Origin of the sequence: Streptomyces marincola (genome assembly GCF_020410765.1) — a bacterium.
Classification (GTDB): Bacteria; Actinomycetota; Actinomycetes; order Streptomycetales; family Streptomycetaceae; genus Streptomyces; species Streptomyces marincola.
Window position 1 is genome coordinate 4022645 of record NZ_CP084541.1, and the last position, 16578, is coordinate 4039222.

Sequence of the window (16578 nt, forward strand, 5' to 3'; positions counted from 1 at the left end):
GAATGCACGATGCGCCAGGCCGGAGCCGGGAACGGCAACGGCGACGGGAACAGGAGCGGGAACGACAGGTGGAAGCGGAACGACGGGCCGTGGAACGGCCGTGTGTGCGGGCGGCTGCGGAACGTGACGCGGAGGCCGTGCTCGCGTTCTGGCGCGTGGCCGCCGAGGGTGTGAGCATCAGTGACGATCTCGACGGCGTGCGGCGGCTGATCGCGCGGGACCCGGAGGCCCTGCTGCTCGCCGAGCAGGGCGGCGAGCTGGTGGGCACCGTGATCGCCGGTTTCGACGGGTGGCGCTGCCACCTGTACCGGCTGGCGGTGCTGCCGGAACGGCGGCGGCAGGGCGTCGCGCGGGCCCTGCTCGGCGCGGCGGAACGGCGGTTCGCCCGCCTCGGCGGCCGGCGGGCCGACGCGATGGTGCTGACGCGGAACGAGTCCGCGCACCGCGTCTGGGAGTCCGCCGGGTACCGGGAGCAGGAGGAGTGGCGCCGCTGGGTGCGTCCGCTGCCGCGTCAGGAGGACGGCGCGGGCGATGAGTTCGCGTGAGCGGGCCGGTCTTCTCCCCGAGCGGGGAGAAGGAGGCCGTGGTGGGTGCGGAGGTGTTCGTCGTGCCGGGGCCCGTGGCGCGGTCCGAGGTGCAGGGTCTGTGCGACCGGCTGGCCGAGACGGTGCGCGGCAGCGGGGCGCGTGACGTGGTCGTCGATCTGGGGGAGGTGCGCGGGACCGACCCGGCGACCGTCGAGGCGGTCGCCCGGCTGCGGCTCACCGCCGCCCGCCTCGGCTGCCGGGTGCGCTTGGTGCGCGTGAGTCCGGGACTACAGGTCCTCCTCGGCTGGCTCGGTCTCGGGGAGGCGGTCGGGCAGGCCGAACAGGGGGAAGAACCTGGCCGTGTCCAGGAACGAGTTGAGCCCGGTGATCCGGCCCTCTGAGACCTCGACGATCTGGAGCGCCCACGGCTCGTGGCCGCCGCCGGGCGCCGGGCGGTACTGGCCGAACGCGGGGGCGCCGTTGGCCCGGGTGGCTATGAGGCGGGAGCCGCGGCAGTCCCTGCCGTGGCCGAGCATCCAGTCCTTGATGTCGGACGGGCCGCGCATCCACAGCGTGTACGGCGGCATGGACAGCGTGGCGTCCTCGGCGAGCAGCGCGGTCAGGGCGTCCATGTCGTAGCTCTCGAACGCCTCCATGTACCGGGCGAGCAGCGCCTTGTGCTCCTCCGACAGCGGCGCGGACGGCCCCGACTCCGTGACGCCGCAGGCCGAGAGGGTGGCGCGGGCGCGCTGGAGCGCGCTGTTGACCGAGGCGACCGTGGTGCCGAGCAGCTCGGCGACCTCGGCGGCCCGCCAGCTGAGCACCTCCCTGAGGATCAGGACCGCGCGCTGCTTGGGCGCCAGGTGCTGGAGGGCGGCGATGAACGCCAGCCGCACCGACTCGCGGGCCTCGGCGTACTCGGCCGGGTCCTGCGGCAGCGTCCGGCTGTCGGGCATCGGCTCGACCCACGCGGTCTCCGCGAGCGGCGGCCCGAGCACCGCTTCCGCGGTCCTCGACGAGGCCGTCAGGTCCATCGGCCTGGCCCGCTTGCTGCTGCCGCTGAGCATGGTGAGGCACACGTTCGTCGCGATGCGGTACAGCCAGGAGCGGACCGAGGAGCGGCCCTCGAAGCGGTCGAGGCCGCGCCAGGCGCGCACCATCGTCTCCTGGACCGCGTCCTCGGCCTCGAAGGCCGAGCCGAGCATGCGGTAGCAGTACGCCGTCAGCTCCCTGCGGTGGCGCTCCAGCGCCTCGGTGCCGATGGCCTCCGCGCCCCCGTCGCCGACGCGCTGCCGGGGCACGTGCCCGCCGGGCACGTCCCCGCCGGGCGCGGGCGCGTCGGTCCGCGTGTCGTCCTGGGTGGCGTTGTCGCTGGTCATCTGGGCTCCCGTGGGCGGTGTGGCCTGATGTCGGGAACCCTAGTGAGCCCCACTGACAATGACTGGCAACGCAGCCCTGACGCGCTCGCCCCGCGCCCGCGGGGCGGCGGCGGCCGACGCCCGCCGGGCGTCAGCCGCGCAGCTGTTCCGCCAGGTCGTGGGCCTCCGCGCGGCTGAACGCGCCGCGGATGTCGACCGCGCCGCCGTCGATCCGCCCGGTGACCGCGGGCGAGGTCAGCAGCCGGCCGTCGAGCACGACGGCGAGCTGGTTGCCCGGCGGACGGCGGACGGCGGTGCGGGCGGTCAGCTCGCCGAAGCCGACGGCGTCCTCGGGCAGGAACGCGATGCTCACCAGCCAGCCGCCGTCCGCGTCGAGGCGCGCCTCGGCCGTGCGCAGCCGTTCCACCTCGAAACCCGCGTCGGCGGCCAGCGTGAGGCAGTCGCCCGTCTCCGGGCTCCGCACCGTCTCGCCCGACGCCGCCCCGCACGCGCCGCGCATCTGCGCCTGCACGGGCACGAAGCGCAGCGGGTGGGCCAGCGGCCCGGCGGCCCCGGCCGCCGGGGGCCGCGCGTCCGCCGCGAACCCCGCGCCCGCGGCGTGCCGCCCGTCCGCCGAGCGCAGGGCGAGGAAGGTCAGCAGGGAGCCGAGCAGGACCAGGGCCACGGTCACCAGGAACGGCCCCGCCAGGCGCTCGCCCCCCGGCACCGGGCCGACCGCGCCGTCGCTCATACCCGCTCCCCTCCCGCGCGGTTCCGTGCGGCTTAAAGTATCGGTACCGCGGTCAGTTCGCAGGGGGTGCGTGGGATGCAGGACCGGATTATCGACGGCCGGTACCGGCTCGGCCGCCGATTGGGCGCCGGGGGCAGCGGCACCGTCTGGGAGGCGCTCGACCTGAGGCTCGAACGGCAGGTCGCCGTCAAGCTCGTGAGCACGGTCACCGTGGGCCGCGACCCGCGGGCCAGGGAGCGTTTCGAACGCGAGGCGAAGCTGCTCGCCGGGCTGTCGAGCCCGTTCATCGTGACCGTGCACGACGTGGGGGAGACGCGGTTCGAGGGCGAGTCGGACTCGGTGCTCTACCTGGTGATGGAACGCCTGCACGGGCGTTCGCTTGAGCAGATGATCACCGAGGACGGCGCGCTGCCGCCGCTCGACGACGTGGCGCGCTGGGGCGAGCACGTCTGCCAGGCCCTCGCCGTCGCGCACGGCTCGGGCGTGGTGCACCGGGACCTGAAGCCGGCGAACGTGATGGTCGGCCCCGACGGGGTGGCCCGGGTCCTCGACTTCGGGATCGCCGCCGTGCTCGCCGACTCGACCGACCACGCGCGGCTGACCTCGACGGGCGTGGTGGTCGGCACCCCTGCCTACATGTCCCCCGAGCAGATCGAGGGCACGGCCGTCGGGTCGGCGAGCGACCTGTACTCGGCGGGCTGCGTGCTGTACGCGCTGGTCACCGGGCGTCCGCCGTTCCACGGCGGCTCGCTGTACCAGCTGCTGCGGCAGCAGATGGAGAGCGCGCCGGAGGTGCCGAGCACGCTGCGCCCCGGGCTGCCGGCCGACTGGGACGAGCTGGTCCTCGCCCTGCTCGCGAAGCGGCCCGCCCACCGGCCGGGCAGCGCGGAGGAGGTGGCGGGCCGGCTGCGGCGGCTCGCGGTGCCGCAGCCGCTCGCGGCCGGGGCGCCGGCCGGGGCCGGGCTCGCGTACGAGCCGACGCGCGTGGTCCCGCCGTTCGACCCGCGGGTGGTGCTGCTCGCCAGCTGCCCGCGGCCGGGCGGCGGCGCGCTGCCGGTGGCGACCGGGCAGCGGATGCGGCTCGCGGACGTGCTGCCGGGCGCGACGGCGTTCGAGGTGGGCCTGGACTGGCAGGCGCCCGATGACACCGACGTGGACGCGAGCGCGCTGGTGGTCGGCGCGGACGGCCGCGTTCCGACGGAGGGCCACTTCGTCTTCTACAACAACCCCGAGCCCGACGGCGTCGGCGTGCGGCTGACGGCGGACGGGCCCGAGGCGCGGCTGGTCGTGGAGCCGGGGGCGCTGGGCGCCGCGGCCGAGCGCGTGGTGTTCGTGCTGTCCGTCCACGACGCCGAGGCGCGCGGGCAGGACCTGTCCGCCGTGGGCCTGCTGCACGTGCGGCTGATCGACCCGGGCAGCGGCGAGGAGCTGCTGTGCTTCGGCTTCCCCTCGGGCCCGCGCGGCGCCGCGGGGGTGACGCTCGGGGAGCTGGTCAGGGAGGAGGACGGCTGGTGGTTCGCCGCGGTCAGCGCGGAGTACCCGGGCGGTCTGGCCCAGATCGTGCGGGCGCACGGCGTCGCGGTGGAGGCGGAGGCCGACTGAGGCGGCCGAAGTAACCGGCGCGGGCCCGCGCGGTCACTTGAGCAGGCGGGAGAGCCTGCGGTCGGCGAGCGGCCTGCCGCCGGTCTGGCAGGCCGGGCAGTACTGGAGCGCGGAGTCGCGGTAGGACACCTCGCGGATGGTGTCGCCGCAGACCGGGCACGGCTCGCCGGTGCGCCCGTGCACGCGGAGACCGGTCCGCTTCCCGGCCTTCAGCTGCCCGGCGGCCAGGCCGCGCGACCGGTCGAGCGCCGCGCGCAGGGTGCCGGTCAGCGCGTCGTACAACGTGCCGGTCTCCTCGGGGGTGAGGCCGCCCGCGGGCTTGAACGGGGACATGCGGGCGGCGTGCAGGATCTCGTCGGAGTAGGCGTTGCCGACGCCGGCCAGGACGCTCTGGTCGCGCAGCACCCCCTTGAGGCGGCGGGTCTCCCCGCGCAGCAGCCCGGCGAACGCCTCCCTCGTGAACGCGGGGTCGAGCGGATCGGGCCCGAGGCGGGCGATGCCGGGCACCTCGGCGGGGTCGCGCACGCAGTACACGGCGAGCCGTTTCTGCGTGCCGGCCTCGGTCAGGTCGAAGCCGGCGCCGGGGGAACGGCCTCCCTCGGGGGCGGCCAGCGTCACGCGCAGGGCCAGCGGCCCCTTGCCAGGGCGCGGCGGCGCCGCGGGCACGGCGTCGTGCCAGCGCAGCCACCCGGCGCGCGCGAGGTGGCACACGAGGTGGAGGTCACCGGCCATGATGTCGAGGAACTTGCCGTGCCGGCCGACGGCCGTGACCGTGCGGCCCTCGATCGCCGACAGCGGCGGGTCGTAGGTCTTCATGGCGTGGAACGCGACCGGCAGCGCGCGGGCCACCTCGCGGCCCACGAGGCGGCCGGTGAGGAATTCGCGCAGTGCCTCGACTTCGGGCAGTTCGGGCATGTGTTCAAGCTTATGCCCGGATTGAGGTGTTCGGGTGGGAGCGTTCCGCGGCCCCCGGCCCCCGGCCCCCGGCCCTCCGCCCGCCGCGCCCCCGTGCGCGGCCGGGGCCGGCCGAAGGCGGCCGGCCCCGGCGCGCGGCGGCTCAGGGCTGCATCGGGCCCGGCACGTCCGCGCGGTCCTCGTCCCGCGCGCGCTCCTCCTGCCGGTCGGCGAGGAACATGAGCGCCACGTTCAGCTCGTCGGGGGTCAGCGGCCCGGCGCCGTTCTGCGGCGGGGCGAGGTTCAGCGCGGAGCCGCCCGCCAGGAAGATCTCCAGCGGCAGCGACCCGGCGCCGGGCCCGGCGAACTGCGCCAGGTCGAACGACGCGTGCGTCAGCACGCCGTTGCGGACGGCCAGCTCGGCGGCCACGGGGGCGTCCGGGTCGGCGGGCTCGGCCACCAGCGGCGGCAGTCCGAACCGTTCGCTCTGCTCGGTCAGCAGCGCCAGCAGCGGCCCGACGGCCTCGTGCGCGTCGCCGGCGGGCAGCCGCACGCCCACGAGCCGCGCGCCGCGCTCCTCGCCCGCCGGCCGCACCGAGGCGCCCGAGCGCAGCGCGCCGTCGACGCGGTGGACGGCGTCCCACAGCCGTTCAGGGGCGAGCAGGTCGGCGGCGTCCACCAGGGCCGCCGCCGTGTCCCCGGCCGCATCGGCGGGCACGCCGGCGTGCTCGGTGAGGGAGGCGGCGTAGGCGTCCCGTTCGAACGGCTCGATCTCGACCCAGTCACCGCGCAGCGCCGCCGTCGCGGTGCTCAGCTCGTCGGGCAGCGCGGCGGCGTCGCGTTCGAAACGCTCGGCGCGCGCCACGGCGGCCTCGCCGCCGCCGTACACGTCCTCGATGACGGCCTGCGCCCCGACGCGCGCGTAGACGCGGCCCGCCAGCTGCTTGACGCCCGCGACGTCGCGCCCGCCGAAGTTCACGGTCATGCCGCCGTCCAGCGGATCGCCCGCGGAGAGGTCGTTCAGCCGGGTCTCCTGCTCGGGGTCGCCCACCGCGACGGTCAGTTCGAGCTCGGCGAGCAGGCGCGCCTGCTCCATCGTGGGCCGCTCCGCACCGCTCCTGACGAGGTAGTCGTGCACTTCCTCCGGGGTGGCGTCGACCGAGGCCACCATGGTGACGGCCTCCCAGGACAGCAGTTCGTCGACGGCGTCGGAGACTTCGAGTCCTGCCCTGGCGTCCTGCACCACCTGGCAGGCCCCGGTCACGGCCACCAGGACCGCGGCGCCGCCCAGGGCGCTCAGCCGCGTGAGCATCGTGCGGGTACTGATGTCTGCACTCCTGTCCGTGGGGCGACGGGGGTGAGGCACGCGGTGACCCGGCGTGGCTCGTGCGTCCAGTCTCCACCGGCGCGGCGCGGCGCTCCCGCCCGGGGCGCCGTATGTGGCCGAGGTGTCACCGTCCGGTAAGCGGCTTGTTAGCCTCGTGGCATGCGTCAGCCGTGGATCGTGGGGGTGTCGGGGGCCTCGGGCACGCCGTACGCCGCGGCACTTCTGCGGGCGCTGCTCGACGCGGGCGAGGCGGTCGACCTGATGGTCAGCCGCGCCGCGCGGCTGACCCTGCTCGACGAAACGGGCCGCTCGCTGCGCGACGGGCACTGGGCCGAGGACCTGCGGGCCTGGCTCGCGCTCGGCGCGGACGGCGGGCAGGGCGCGTTCGACCCGGACGTCTCGGGGGTGCGCTACTGGCCGGCCGGCGACCTGGCGGCCGGCCCTTCCTCGGGGTCCTACCCGGCGAAGGGGATGCTGATCGTTCCGGCGTCGACGGCCGCGGTGGCCGGGGTGGCGCTCGGGCTGTCCAAGGACCTGCTCCAGCGCGCGGCGTCCGTGACGCTGAAGGAGCGGCGCCCCCTCGTGGTCGCGGTGCGCGAGACGCCGCTGACCGGCCAGACGCTGCGGCACCTGGTGGCGCTCGACGACGCGGGGGCGGTGGTGCTGCCGGCCGCGCCCGCGTTCTACGCGGGGGCCACCCACATCCAGGACCTGGTCGACTTCGTCGCAGGGCGGGCCCTGGACGCCGTCGGCGTCCGGCACTCCCTGTACCGCCGGTGGCGCGGGGAACTGGGCGGAGGTGGCCGTTCGGCCCAGCAGTCTTAGGTCACCGGGCGCGCATGCCTTAGATTCTGCTGTGTACGTGGCAACGGGGATGAGGAAGGCGCTGCGACGATGGACGCGGTGGACAGGCAGCTGATTCAGGCGCTGCGCGAGAACGGCCGGGCGTCCTACGCGGAGCTGGGCCGCCTCGTCGGCCTCTCGGGCCCCAGCGTCACCGACCGCATCAACCGGCTCGAAGCCGCCGGGGTGATCACCGGCTACCGGGCGACGGTGGACGCCAGGTCGCTCGGCCTCGGCGTGACCGCGCTGATCGGCATCCAGCTGTCGGACGCGGTGGACCACGAGGATGTCGCCGCCCGGCTGCGCACGCTCCAGGAGATCGAGGACTGCTGGTTCATCGCGGGCGACGACTCCTACATGCTGAAGGTGCGGGCCGGGGACGTGGACGGCCTGGAACGGACCGTCCGCCGGCTGTCGGGCATCCAGGGCGTCTCGCGGACGCGCAGCACGATCGTGCTGTCCACCAAGTGGGAGAACCGGGTCGGGGAGCTGCCCGACGGCACGCAGGCGTAGGCTCGACGCGCGGCCGGGGACGGCGCGCGGCCGGGATGGGAAGCGGCGCGGGACGCAGCGCGAGACGAACGAGGAGGCGCCAGGCGATGGACGCGGGACTCAAGCGGGACCTGGAAGAGAAGGTCCGCGCCGGCGAGCGGCTGACCCGCGAGGACGGGATCGCGCTCTACGCGTCCGACGACCTGGCCTGGCTCGGCGGCCTCGCCCACGAGGTCAGGACGCGCAAGAACGGCGACGTCGTCTACTTCAACGTCAACCGGCACCTCAACATGACGAACGTGTGCACCGCCTCGTGCGCCTACTGCTCGTTCCAGCGCAAGCCGGGCGAGAAGGACGCGTACACGATGCGCATCGAGGAGGCCGTCCGGCTGGCCAAGGCGATGGAGGGCGAGGCCCTGACCGAGCTGCACATCGTCAACGGCCTGCACCCCACGCTGCCGTGGCGCTACTACCCCAGGTCGCTGCGCGCGCTGAAGGAGGTGCTGCCCCCGACGGTGTCGCTGAAGGCGTTCACGGCGACCGAGATCCACCACTTCGAGTCCATCTCGGGGCTGCCGGCCTCCGAAATCCTCGACGAACTGATCGACGCCGGTCTCGAATCGCTGACGGGCGGCGGTGCCGAGATCTTCGACTGGGAGGTCAGGCAGCACATCGTCGACCACAGGACGCACTGGGAGGACTGGTCCCGCATCCACCGGCTCGCGCATGCCAAGGGCCTGAAGACGCCCTGCACCATGCTGTACGGGCACATCGAGGAGCCGCGGCACCGCGTCGACCACGTGCTGCGGCTGCGGGAGCTCCAGGACGAGACGGGCGGGTTCCAGGTGTTCATCCCGCTGCGCTACCAGCACGACTTCGTGGACATGAAGGACGGCAAGATCCGCAACCGCATCCAGGCGCGCACGACGATGGCGAGCGGCGCCGAGGCGCTGCGCACGTTCGCCGTGTCCCGGCTGCTGTTCGACAACGTGCCGCACGTCAAGGTCTTCTGGGTGATGCACGGCGTGCAGACGGCGCAGCTCGCGCTCCAGCACGGCGCGGACGACATGGACGGCTCGGTCGTCGAGTACAAGATCACGCACGACGCGGACAACTTCGGCACGCCGGACAAGCTGACCCGCGAGGACCTGCTCGACCTGATCCGCGACGCCGGGTTCCGCCCCGTGGAGCGCAACACGCGCTACGAGGTCGTCCGCGAGTACGACGGGCCCGACCCGGGCCGCCGCGAGTCGCCGCAGCCCATGCGGGTGTGAGCGGCGCCGCGGGAACGAACCGCGACGGAGTCCGACGGAACACCACGACGAACGCTGTGACGCACGCCTGATGAACAACGCTCCCACGAACGCCCCGCCGCACCCGGCGCCCCCGCCTGGCCGGGCCCGGCTCTCCTACGTGCTCGATCCGCCCGTCACCGCGGAACTGCGGGAGGGCGTCGCCCAGTTGTGGGCCGACGTCGTCAACGCGGGCGGCGCCGTCGGTTTCGTGCCGCCGGTCACCGCCGCCGACACCGCCCCCGAGCTGCGCAAACACCTCATCGGCATGGCCGAGGGCACCACGCGGCTGCTGGTCGGGACGGACGAGCGCGCCCGGCCGGTGGCCACCGCGTTCTTCTCGCTGAACACCCACCGCCTCATGCGCCACTGGGTGTGGCTGGGGACGGTGATGGTGCACCCGGAGCGGCAGGGCGGCGGCGCCGGCCGGGAGCTGCTGGCCGCGGCGGCCACCGCCGCCGCCATCGACCCGGGCATCACCGGCATACGGCTGACCTGCCGCGGGGGCATGGGGCTCGAACGGTTCTACGCCGCCTGCGGCTACCGCGAGGTCGGGCGGGTGCCGGGGGCGATCAGGCTGGGCGACGGCGAGTTCCGCGACGACATCACCATGTGGCTGCCGCTGGGCTGAGCCCCGCGCGCCCGACGCCGCCCGAGCCCGGTCGCGGAGGCGCCGGGGGGCCGTGCTTCACTGGAAGGACATGTGAAGGAGGAGGCACCGTGAGCACGAACACCACCGCGGCGACACTGCGCTACACCGGGATGCGGCTGGGGATCTTCGCCGTCTGTTTCGCCGTACTCGCGGTGCTCGCCTACGTGGGCGTCATTCCGGAGTCCATCGGCACGGCCAACCCGCTGTGGCTCGCCGTCCTCGCCATCGTGGTGTCCGCGCCGATCAGCCTCGTCGTCCTCCGCGGGCAGCGGGAGGCGATGTCCCAGCAGATCGTGCCGCGCATCGAACGCGCCAGGAGCAACGCCAAGGCCAAGCTCGACGCCAACCGCGGCATGGAGGACGACGCCGCCTGAGGCACGGCCCTCGGGCGTGATCCGCCTCACGCCCCCCGTACGCCCCCGCAGGGAATCACTCCTCCCTCGGGGGCGTTGTGCTGCGACGGTGTTCCGTTTCCACCCATGACGTGCCATTCCGGGGGTGCTACCGTGCTCGGCATGAACACACCAGTCGCGCGCCGCCGTCTCACGAGCGTTCTGCTCGTCGCGCGTCTGCACATCGATCTGTGCCGCTGTCTGACCGCGGCCTGTCGCTGACGTTCCGTTCTCCCGACTGTTCAGCGCAGCCACGCGCCGATAGGCGCGTTTCCTCCCCCTTTCATACCGTGGTCCCGTGATCACCCCTGACCGGAGTGTGCCTGTGTCCTCCCCGTCCCCTGCCCCGGACGCGTCCGCCCCGAAGGCCCCGCGCCGCGCCCTGGCCGCCCTGCCGCCCTTCTGGGCGCAGATCCTGCTCGGCCTCGTGCTCGGCGTGCTGTTCGGCTGGATAGCCCGCAACTGGAACGTCGACTGGCTCGGCAGAACCCTCGACGAGATAGGCGGAACGTTCGTCCAGCTGCTCAGGCTGGCCGTCGGCCCCCTGGTCTTCTTCGCGATCGCCGTCTCCATCACCAACCTCCGCAACGTCTCCAACGCCGCCCGCCTCGCCGGCCGGACGCTGCTGTGGTTCCTCGTCACCTCCCTGGTCGCGGTCGCCATCGGCCTCACCATCGGCCTGCTGACCAACCCGGGCGAGGGCACGGGACTCACCCCCGCCGACGGCGCGCGGCCCGAGTCCGAGGGGTCCTGGCTCGACTTCCTCACCGGGATGATCCCCACCAGCGTCGTCACGCCGTTCGCCGACCTCGAAGTGCTCCAGATCGTCTTCCTGGCCGCCGTGACCGGCATCGCCGCGCTGCGCATGGGCGAACGCGCCGCGCCGCTGATCACGTTCGGCGAGACCGCGCTCGCGCTGCTCCAGAAGGTCCTGTGGTGGATCATCCGCCTGGCGCCGCTGGGCACCCTCGGCCTGATCGGCCGGGCGATCAACGAGTACGGCTGGGACCTGCTCGGCGACTACGCCACCTTCACGCTCGACGTGTACATCGGCTGCGCGCTGGTCCTGTTCGGCGTCTACCCGCTGCTGCTGCGCGTCGTCGCGGGCGTCGACCCGCTGCGCTTCTTCCGCGCGGCCTGGCCCGCCATCCAGCTGGCGTTCGTCTCCCGCTCCTCGGTCGGCACCCTGCCGGTGACCCAGAAGGTCACCGAGCGCCTCGGCGTGCCGCGCGAGTACGCCTCGTTCGCCGTCCCGTTCGGCGCCACGACGAAGATGGACGGCTGCGCCGCCATCTACCCGTCGCTGGCCGCGATCTTCGTGGCGGAGATCTTCGACGTCAGCCTCGGCATCCAGGACTACGTGCTGATCGTGTTCGTCTCGGTGATCGGCTCGGCCGCCACCGCGGGCCTCACCGGCGCCACGGTCATGACCACGCTGACCCTCACCACGCTGGGCCTGCCGCTTGAGGGCGTGGGCCTGCTGCTGGCGATCGACCCGATCCTGGACATGATGCGCACCGCGACGAACGTCGCGGGGCAGGCGGCCGTTCCCGTGATCGTCGCGGCCAGGGAGCGCATCCTCGACCGGGACGCGTACGACACCGCGACCAGCTTCGAGATCGGCGAGGTCGCGCGCGAGGACGACGCGCGGGAGCGCGAGCCCGCGAAGGCCGGCGCATAGCCCCCAGCCATCCGCCCCCTCCCCACCGCTGCCCCGGCCGCCCCGGCCGGGGCAGCGGTCTGTGCGCCCGGGCCCGGCTGGGTACGGTCGGACCCGGAGCCCACCGGCCGTGGCCGGCCGGGCGGCGGTGATCGGAAGAGGGAGTCGGTCCGCATGGCGTCTGCCGGGGCGCGGACGGCGGGTTTCACGGCGAGCGCCGCGAGGCGGGCGATGGAGGCCGCCTGTGCGGCCGTGCGGCTCGACGGGAGCGGCGCGGAGCTGATCCGGCTGGGCGAGAACGCGCTGTTCCGGCTGGCCGGGCATCCGGTGATCGCGCGGGTGGCGCGCTCGCTCGCGTACATGGACTCGGTGCGGACCGAGGTGGGCGTCTCCAGATGGCTCGCCAGTGAGGGCTTTCCGGCGGCGCGGGCCGTGGAGGACCTGGAACAGCCGGTCGTGGCGGCCGGGCACCCCGTGACGTTCTGGCACCTGATCAGGGAAGGGAACCGGAAGGCCACGTACGGGGGGCTGGGTGGTGTGCTGCGCGACCTGCACACGATGACGCCGCCAGATGTTCTCGGACTGTCGGCGCACGACGCGTTCGGGCGGACCGCGCTGCGGGTGGAACGGGCCGCGGGGATACCGGAGCCCGACCGGGCGTTCCTCAAAGAACGCGGTAGGGAACTGCGGGAACGGCTGGCCGACCTGCGCTTCGAGTCGGAGAAGGGCCCGGTGCACGGGGACGCGCACGTCCAGAACCTCATGGTGGACAGCGCCGGGCGCGTGCTCCTGATCGACTTCGAGAACTTCTGCTTCGACCATCCGGAGTGGGACCTGATGGTCACGGCCACCGAGCATCATCGCCTGGGATGGCAGACGCGCGAGCAGTACGCGGACTTCGTCACCGCCTACGGCAGGGATCTGGGTGACTGGGAGGGGTTCGCCGTGCTGCGCGGCATCCAGGAGTTCCGCATGACGACGTGGCTGATGCAGAACGTCGGTGAGAACCGGTCCGTGGCAGAGGAGTACGCGCGGCGCATCACCTCGCTCCGGAACGGCACCGCCCCCCGCGACTGGCAGCCGGGATAGCCCGGTCACCCGTCACCGTCCGGGCATGGGCCCCGGCGTACCGCGCGGGGGAGGCGAGAGCGCGTGCACCCCCCGTGCTCCCTCCCGAGCCGTCGCCGGTCTGCCGTTCACTGAAGTCACCGCGAAAAGGCGTGAAAAGCGCGAAGAGGCGTGAAAGAGGCACGCCTCGGCGGTGGAGGACAACAGGCACGTGGGGCAGGCCGCCTGGCCGTCCCGCGACGTGAGCGGCTGGCAGGTGACTTCCGACATGACAGGCCGACAGGAACGTACGCCCGATGACGGTGAGGCGGAGGGCAGGGAACGGGATGATCTGCCGGAAGACCTCGGCGCGCAGTGGGCCGAGCTGACCAGGCGGGTCGACGAGCACTTGAGGCGGCTGGGGCGCGCGTGACAGCGCATCACTGAGGCGACCGGCTTCCCGCGCGGGGCGCGCGCCCTCCGGCGGTCGGCGCGGGCCGGGCGGTCGGCGCGGCCGGGCGGCGCTCGCGCCGCCGGGGGCGCGCCCGGGCGTGGCCGCTGGGGTGGATGGGGCGGGCGGGGATGGAGTTCTCGCAGGTCCGGCGGGGGGCGTATGTGCACCACCGCCCGTGCGCCCCATGAACCCCCCGTGTGTCCGCGTGAACCCCCTCGTGAACGTTTCCAAAGTGGCCTCGGTGGCTCTTGACTGGAAATCTCACAAGGGGGAGGACAGTCGATGACATCGCCGGACATGAGAGTCGAACCCGCCACAGCCCGTGTCCGCACCGTCTCGCTGCTCGCGGACCACCCCGGCGCCCCGTCCGCCGCCCGGCGCACGGCGCGGCTCGCGCTGCACGAGTGGGGGCTCGGCCACCTGGCCGACGATGTCGAGCTGTGCCTGTCGGAGCTGGTCGGCAACGCGGTGCAGCACGCCAAGGGCAAGCGCGGGGAGCGGTTCGTCGTGGTGGCCCTGCGCTGCTCGGAACGCTGGCTGATCGTCGAGGTGTCCGACCAGGACCCGACGCCGCCCACGCTGCCCGCCGCGCAGTTGCCGCTCGCCGACAGCGGGCGCGGCCTGTTCATCGTGCGGGCCCTGGCCGACGCGACCTGGTGGGCGCCGCGCGACGAGGGCGGCAAGACCGTCCTGTGCCGCTTCGACTTCGACCATCTGTAGTGCTCGGCGCGCTCCGTACGCCCGGGCGGCAGGGGCGTTTTCGGCCATCTCGTCCTGGCGTGTGTCATCCGTGCCACCGGCGAACGGTCGGAGCGCGTGACGGTCCGGTGAAGGTGCCGGTCGGCGGGCTCGAAAGCGGGCAGAATCCAGGGATTCACCGTGCGGAGCCGCACCGGGAGGGCCGTGCTGATGTCAACGGGGAACGTGCGCGCCGATTCGCCGGCGCCCGCGCTGGTCCGGCCCCGGCTGGGCCACGAGAAGGGCGCGGTCACCAGCGCGTTCGTGCCCGCGATGGCCCCCGCGGTCCAGCAGGGCAGCCTCGCCGACGTGCCGTTCGTCAACGCCTACGAGGCGCCGGACGCGCCCGCTTTCAGCCGCAGGAACCGCGACGGGACCTGGCGTGATGTCACCTGTGCCGAGTTCGCCGCCGACGTGGTCGCCGTGGCCAAGGGCCTCATCGCGCACGGGATGCGGCCCGGGGGCCGGCTCGCGATCGTCTCCCGCACCCGCTACGAGTGGACGCTGCTCGACTTCGCGGCCTGGGCCGCCGGCCTCATCACCGTTCCCGTGCACCCCGACGCCCCGCCGGAGCAGGCCGCGGCCATCCTGCGCGACGCGGGCGTGAGCGCGTGCGCGGTCGAGGGCGGGGCCGAGGCCCGCACGCTCACCGAGATCCGGCACGAACTGCCGGATCTCGCGCACCTGTGGCAGCTCACCGCGCTCGCCGCCAACGAGACCAGCGCCATCGGCCAGATCGCCGCCGCGGGCCGGGACCTGCCGGACTCGGTCGTCGGGGAACGCCGCGCCCTGCTGTCGCCCTGGCTGGCCGCCACCCTCGTCTACACCGCGGGGACCACGGGCGAGCCGAAGGGGTGCGTCCTCACCCACGCCAACCTCTTCGCGCAGGTCGACAACGCCGTCGCGCTGCTGCGCCCGGCGTTCTCCTCGGGGCCCGACGAGCCGTCGGGCGCGCTGCTGCTCCTGCCGCTCGCCCACGCGCTCGGCCGGGTGGCCGCCCTCGCCTGCGTCCGCGCCCGGGTCAGGCTCGGGCACGCGCCGGACGAGGGGACCGACGACCTGCGCGCCGATCTCGCGGGCTTCCGGCCGACGTTCCTGTTCGCGGCGCCGCACGTGCTGGGCCGCGTGTTCGTCGCGGGGCGCGCCGCCGCCGAGACCACGGTGCGGGGCGGCGCGTTCTTCGAACGGGCCGCGCGCGTCGCCCGCCGGTACGGCGCCGCGGCCGAGGGCGGGAAGCGGGGGGCCGCCGCGGGGCCCGGCCTCGGGCTGCGGGCGGCGCGCAGCCTCTACGACCCGCTGGTGTACCGGCGGCTGCGGGAGGCGTTCGGGGGCAGGCTGCGCCACGTGGTGTGCGGGGGCGCGCCGCTCGGCCGCGGCCTCCGCGCGTTCTTCGAGGGCGCCGGGGTGTCGGTGCACGAGAGCTACGGACTCACCGAGGCCACCGCGGTCGCGACCATCACGCCGCCGGGCGCCCCGCGCGCGGGCACCGCGGGCTGGCCGCTGCCCGGACTGGCCGTGGGCATCGCGCCCGACGGCGAGGTGCTGCTGCGCGGCCCGCAGGTGTTCGGCGGCTACTGGGACGGCGGGCGGCGGGACGTGGTGCGCGTGGCCGGGGCCGGCGGCTGGTTCGCCACCGGGGACGTGGGCGCGCTGGACGCGGACGGCTATCTGACGGTCGCGGGGCGCGAGGCGGACCTGCTGGCCACGACGGACGGCCGGCGCGTCGCGCCGGGGCCGGTCGAGGCCGCGCTGCGGGCCGACCCGCTGGTCAGCCAGTGCGTGGTGGTGGGCGAGGGCCGGCCCTTCCCGGCCGCGCTGGTCACGCTCGACCCGGACGGTCTCGCCCGCTGGGCCGCGGCGGCCGGCCGGCGCCCGCTCCCGGCCGGCGAGGCGGCCCGCGACCCGGAGCTGCTGCGGTACCTCCAGCGGCTCTTTGATGAGGTGGGCGAGATGGGCGGGGCGGACGAGATGGGCGGGGCGGACGAGACGGGCGGGCGCGTGTCCGCGGCCGTGCCGCTGGGCGCGTTCCGGGTGCTGGCCAGGGACTTCACGGTCGCGTCCGGGCACCTGACGCCCTGCGGGACGGTGCGTCGTGCGGTGGTGCTGCGCGACCTCGCCGACGAGGTGGACCGGCTCTACCGGCCCGGGCCCGGGCCCGGCGGCGCGGCGGGGTGAGCGCGCGCCCCGGGCGGCGCCCCGGCGCGCACGCCGAGGCCCCCGCCCACAAGGGGCGGGGGCCTCGGTCATGTCGTGCTCCGTCCGGCGGCGCAGTGGCTACTGGCCTCAGACGATGGTGACATTCTCCGCCTGCGGGCCCTTGGGGCCCTGGGTGACGTCGAAGGTCACGTTCTGGCTCTCTTCGAGAGACCGGAAACCGGAGGCGTTGATCGCGGAGTAGTGAACGAAGACATCGGGGCCGCCGCCATCCTGGGCGATGAATCCAAAGCCCTTCTCGGCGTTGAACCACTTGACGGTTCCGGTAGCCATAAGCCCTCCTTGGGCCTAAAAAGGGTCGCCCTGCTCCAGAACCCACATGAAGCCTGAAAACG

The 16578-nt window shown here is 74.3% G+C and carries 18 protein-coding genes; 13 read left to right on the forward strand and 5 right to left on the reverse strand.

The features are described from left to right. Positions 1-68 precede the first annotated feature (68 nt). Positions 69-545 (forward strand): GNAT family N-acetyltransferase, encoded by a 477-nt coding sequence (locus LC193_RS17680; RefSeq protein ID WP_226075361.1) that lies wholly within the window; start codon positions 69-71, stop codon positions 543-545. Beyond that, positions 542-928: an STAS domain-containing protein gene (locus LC193_RS17685; protein ID WP_226075362.1), complete on the forward strand. Its 387-nt coding sequence runs from the start codon at positions 542-544 to the stop codon at positions 926-928. The genes LC193_RS17680 and LC193_RS17685 overlap by 4 nt, the downstream gene beginning before the upstream one ends. Here LC193_RS17685 and LC193_RS17690 read toward each other — a convergent pair. Together LC193_RS17690 and LC193_RS17695 are read right to left on the reverse strand one after the other, a co-directional pair. Next, a complete protein-coding gene (locus LC193_RS17690; protein ID WP_226075364.1) occupies positions 815-1906 on the reverse strand; it encodes a sigma-70 family RNA polymerase sigma factor in 1092 nt (363 codons plus the stop codon). The two genes, LC193_RS17685 and LC193_RS17690, sit on opposite strands and share 114 nt — an antisense overlap. A gap of 130 nt (positions 1907-2036) precedes the next feature. Next, positions 2037-2636, reverse strand: a complete 600-nt coding sequence (locus LC193_RS17695; protein ID WP_226075366.1) for a SecDF P1 head subdomain-containing protein — start codon at positions 2634-2636, stop codon at positions 2037-2039. A 75-nt stretch (positions 2637-2711) separates the two neighbouring features. On the opposite strand from LC193_RS17695, the gene LC193_RS17700 reads away from it, so the two are divergent. Continuing rightward, positions 2712-4238, forward strand: a complete 1527-nt coding sequence (locus tag LC193_RS17700) for a protein kinase domain-containing protein (RefSeq protein WP_226075368.1) — start codon at positions 2712-2714, stop codon at positions 4236-4238. A 33-nt stretch (positions 4239-4271) separates the two neighbouring features. On the opposite strand, the gene LC193_RS17705 is transcribed toward LC193_RS17700, so the two are convergent. Both LC193_RS17705 and LC193_RS17710 read right to left on the reverse strand, forming a co-directional pair. Further along, positions 4272-5153, reverse strand: a complete 882-nt coding sequence (locus LC193_RS17705; RefSeq protein WP_226075370.1) for an Fpg/Nei family DNA glycosylase — start codon at positions 5151-5153, stop codon at positions 4272-4274. 142 nt (positions 5154-5295) lie between these two features. After that, complete coding sequence (locus LC193_RS17710) at positions 5296-6444, reverse strand: hypothetical protein (RefSeq protein WP_226075372.1); 1149 nt, start codon at positions 6442-6444, stop codon at positions 5296-5298. Positions 6445-6618: 174 nt separating this feature from the next. On the opposite strand from LC193_RS17710, the gene LC193_RS17715 reads away from it, so the two are divergent. The 10 genes from LC193_RS17715 to LC193_RS17760 all read left to right on the forward strand — a co-directional run bounded on the left by LC193_RS17715 (position 6619) and on the right by LC193_RS17760 (position 16204). After that, positions 6619-7284 (forward strand): UbiX family flavin prenyltransferase, encoded by a 666-nt coding sequence (locus LC193_RS17715; RefSeq protein WP_086159023.1) that lies wholly within the window; start codon positions 6619-6621, stop codon positions 7282-7284. Positions 7285-7353: 69 nt separating this feature from the next. Continuing rightward, on the forward strand, positions 7354-7815 hold the full coding sequence (locus LC193_RS17720; RefSeq protein ID WP_086159022.1) for an Lrp/AsnC family transcriptional regulator: 462 nt from the start codon (positions 7354-7356) through the stop codon (positions 7813-7815). 86 nt (positions 7816-7901) lie between these two features. Further along, complete coding sequence (gene mqnE / locus LC193_RS17725) at positions 7902-9068, forward strand: aminofutalosine synthase MqnE (RefSeq protein WP_226075374.1); 1167 nt, start codon at positions 7902-7904, stop codon at positions 9066-9068. A 70-nt stretch (positions 9069-9138) separates the two neighbouring features. Next, complete coding sequence (locus LC193_RS17730) at positions 9139-9717, forward strand: GNAT family N-acetyltransferase (protein WP_226075376.1); 579 nt, start codon at positions 9139-9141, stop codon at positions 9715-9717. 89 nt (positions 9718-9806) lie between these two features. Further along, positions 9807-10112, forward strand: coding sequence for a DUF4229 domain-containing protein (locus LC193_RS17735; RefSeq protein ID WP_226075377.1), 306 nt, complete (start codon positions 9807-9809; stop codon positions 10110-10112). A 343-nt stretch (positions 10113-10455) separates the two neighbouring features. Then, positions 10456-11811, forward strand: coding sequence for a dicarboxylate/amino acid:cation symporter (locus LC193_RS17740; protein ID WP_404819433.1), 1356 nt, complete (start codon positions 10456-10458; stop codon positions 11809-11811). Positions 11812-11964: 153 nt separating this feature from the next. Next, complete coding sequence (locus LC193_RS17745) at positions 11965-12879, forward strand: aminoglycoside phosphotransferase family protein (RefSeq protein WP_226075379.1); 915 nt, start codon at positions 11965-11967, stop codon at positions 12877-12879. Positions 12880-13126: 247 nt separating this feature from the next. Next, the gene (locus LC193_RS17750; protein WP_226075382.1) at positions 13127-13270 is read left to right on the forward strand and encodes a hypothetical protein; all 144 of its coding nucleotides are present in this window, start codon (positions 13127-13129) and stop codon (positions 13268-13270) included. A 318-nt stretch (positions 13271-13588) separates the two neighbouring features. Next, positions 13589-14011, forward strand: coding sequence for an ATP-binding protein (locus LC193_RS17755; protein ID WP_226075385.1), 423 nt, complete (start codon positions 13589-13591; stop codon positions 14009-14011). A 189-nt stretch (positions 14012-14200) separates the two neighbouring features. After that, positions 14201-16204 carry an AMP-dependent synthetase/ligase gene (locus LC193_RS17760; protein WP_226075387.1) on the forward strand — a complete coding sequence of 668 codons (2004 nt, stop codon included), beginning with the start codon at positions 14201-14203 and terminating at the stop codon, positions 16202-16204. A gap of 108 nt (positions 16205-16312) precedes the next feature. Here LC193_RS17760 and LC193_RS17765 read toward each other — a convergent pair whose 3' ends face one another. Further along, positions 16313-16516, reverse strand: coding sequence for a cold-shock protein (locus tag LC193_RS17765; protein WP_086159002.1), 204 nt, complete (start codon positions 16514-16516; stop codon positions 16313-16315). Positions 16517-16578: the final 62 nt, after the last annotated feature.

Coding starts and splice junctions, on each gene's coding strand:
- LC193_RS17745 (WP_226075379.1), top strand. CDS start 11,965: ATGGCGTCTGCCGGGGCGCGGACGGCGGGTTTCACGGCGAGCGCCGCG.
- LC193_RS17730 (WP_226075376.1), top strand. CDS start 9,139: ATGAACAACGCTCCCACGAACGCCCCGCCGCACCCGGCGCCCCCGCCT.
- LC193_RS17695 (WP_226075366.1), bottom strand. CDS start 2,636: ATGAGCGACGGCGCGGTCGGCCCGGTGCCGGGGGGCGAGCGCCTGGCG.
- LC193_RS17755 (WP_226075385.1), top strand. CDS start 13,589: ATGAGAGTCGAACCCGCCACAGCCCGTGTCCGCACCGTCTCGCTGCTC.
- LC193_RS17700 (WP_226075368.1), top strand. CDS start 2,712: ATGCAGGACCGGATTATCGACGGCCGGTACCGGCTCGGCCGCCGATTG.
- LC193_RS17765 (WP_086159002.1), bottom strand. CDS start 16,516: ATGGCTACCGGAACCGTCAAGTGGTTCAACGCCGAGAAGGGCTTTGGA.
- LC193_RS17705 (WP_226075370.1), bottom strand. CDS start 5,153: ATGCCCGAACTGCCCGAAGTCGAGGCACTGCGCGAATTCCTCACCGGC.
- LC193_RS17690 (WP_226075364.1), bottom strand. CDS start 1,906: ATGACCAGCGACAACGCCACCCAGGACGACACGCGGACCGACGCGCCC.
- mqnE (WP_226075374.1), top strand. CDS start 7,902: ATGGACGCGGGACTCAAGCGGGACCTGGAAGAGAAGGTCCGCGCCGGC.
- LC193_RS17710 (WP_226075372.1), bottom strand. CDS start 6,444: ATGCTCACGCGGCTGAGCGCCCTGGGCGGCGCCGCGGTCCTGGTGGCC.
- LC193_RS17750 (WP_226075382.1), top strand. CDS start 13,127: ATGACAGGCCGACAGGAACGTACGCCCGATGACGGTGAGGCGGAGGGC.
- LC193_RS17715 (WP_086159023.1), top strand. CDS start 6,619: ATGCGTCAGCCGTGGATCGTGGGGGTGTCGGGGGCCTCGGGCACGCCG.
- LC193_RS17720 (WP_086159022.1), top strand. CDS start 7,354: ATGGACGCGGTGGACAGGCAGCTGATTCAGGCGCTGCGCGAGAACGGC.
- LC193_RS17760 (WP_226075387.1), top strand. CDS start 14,201: ATGTCAACGGGGAACGTGCGCGCCGATTCGCCGGCGCCCGCGCTGGTC.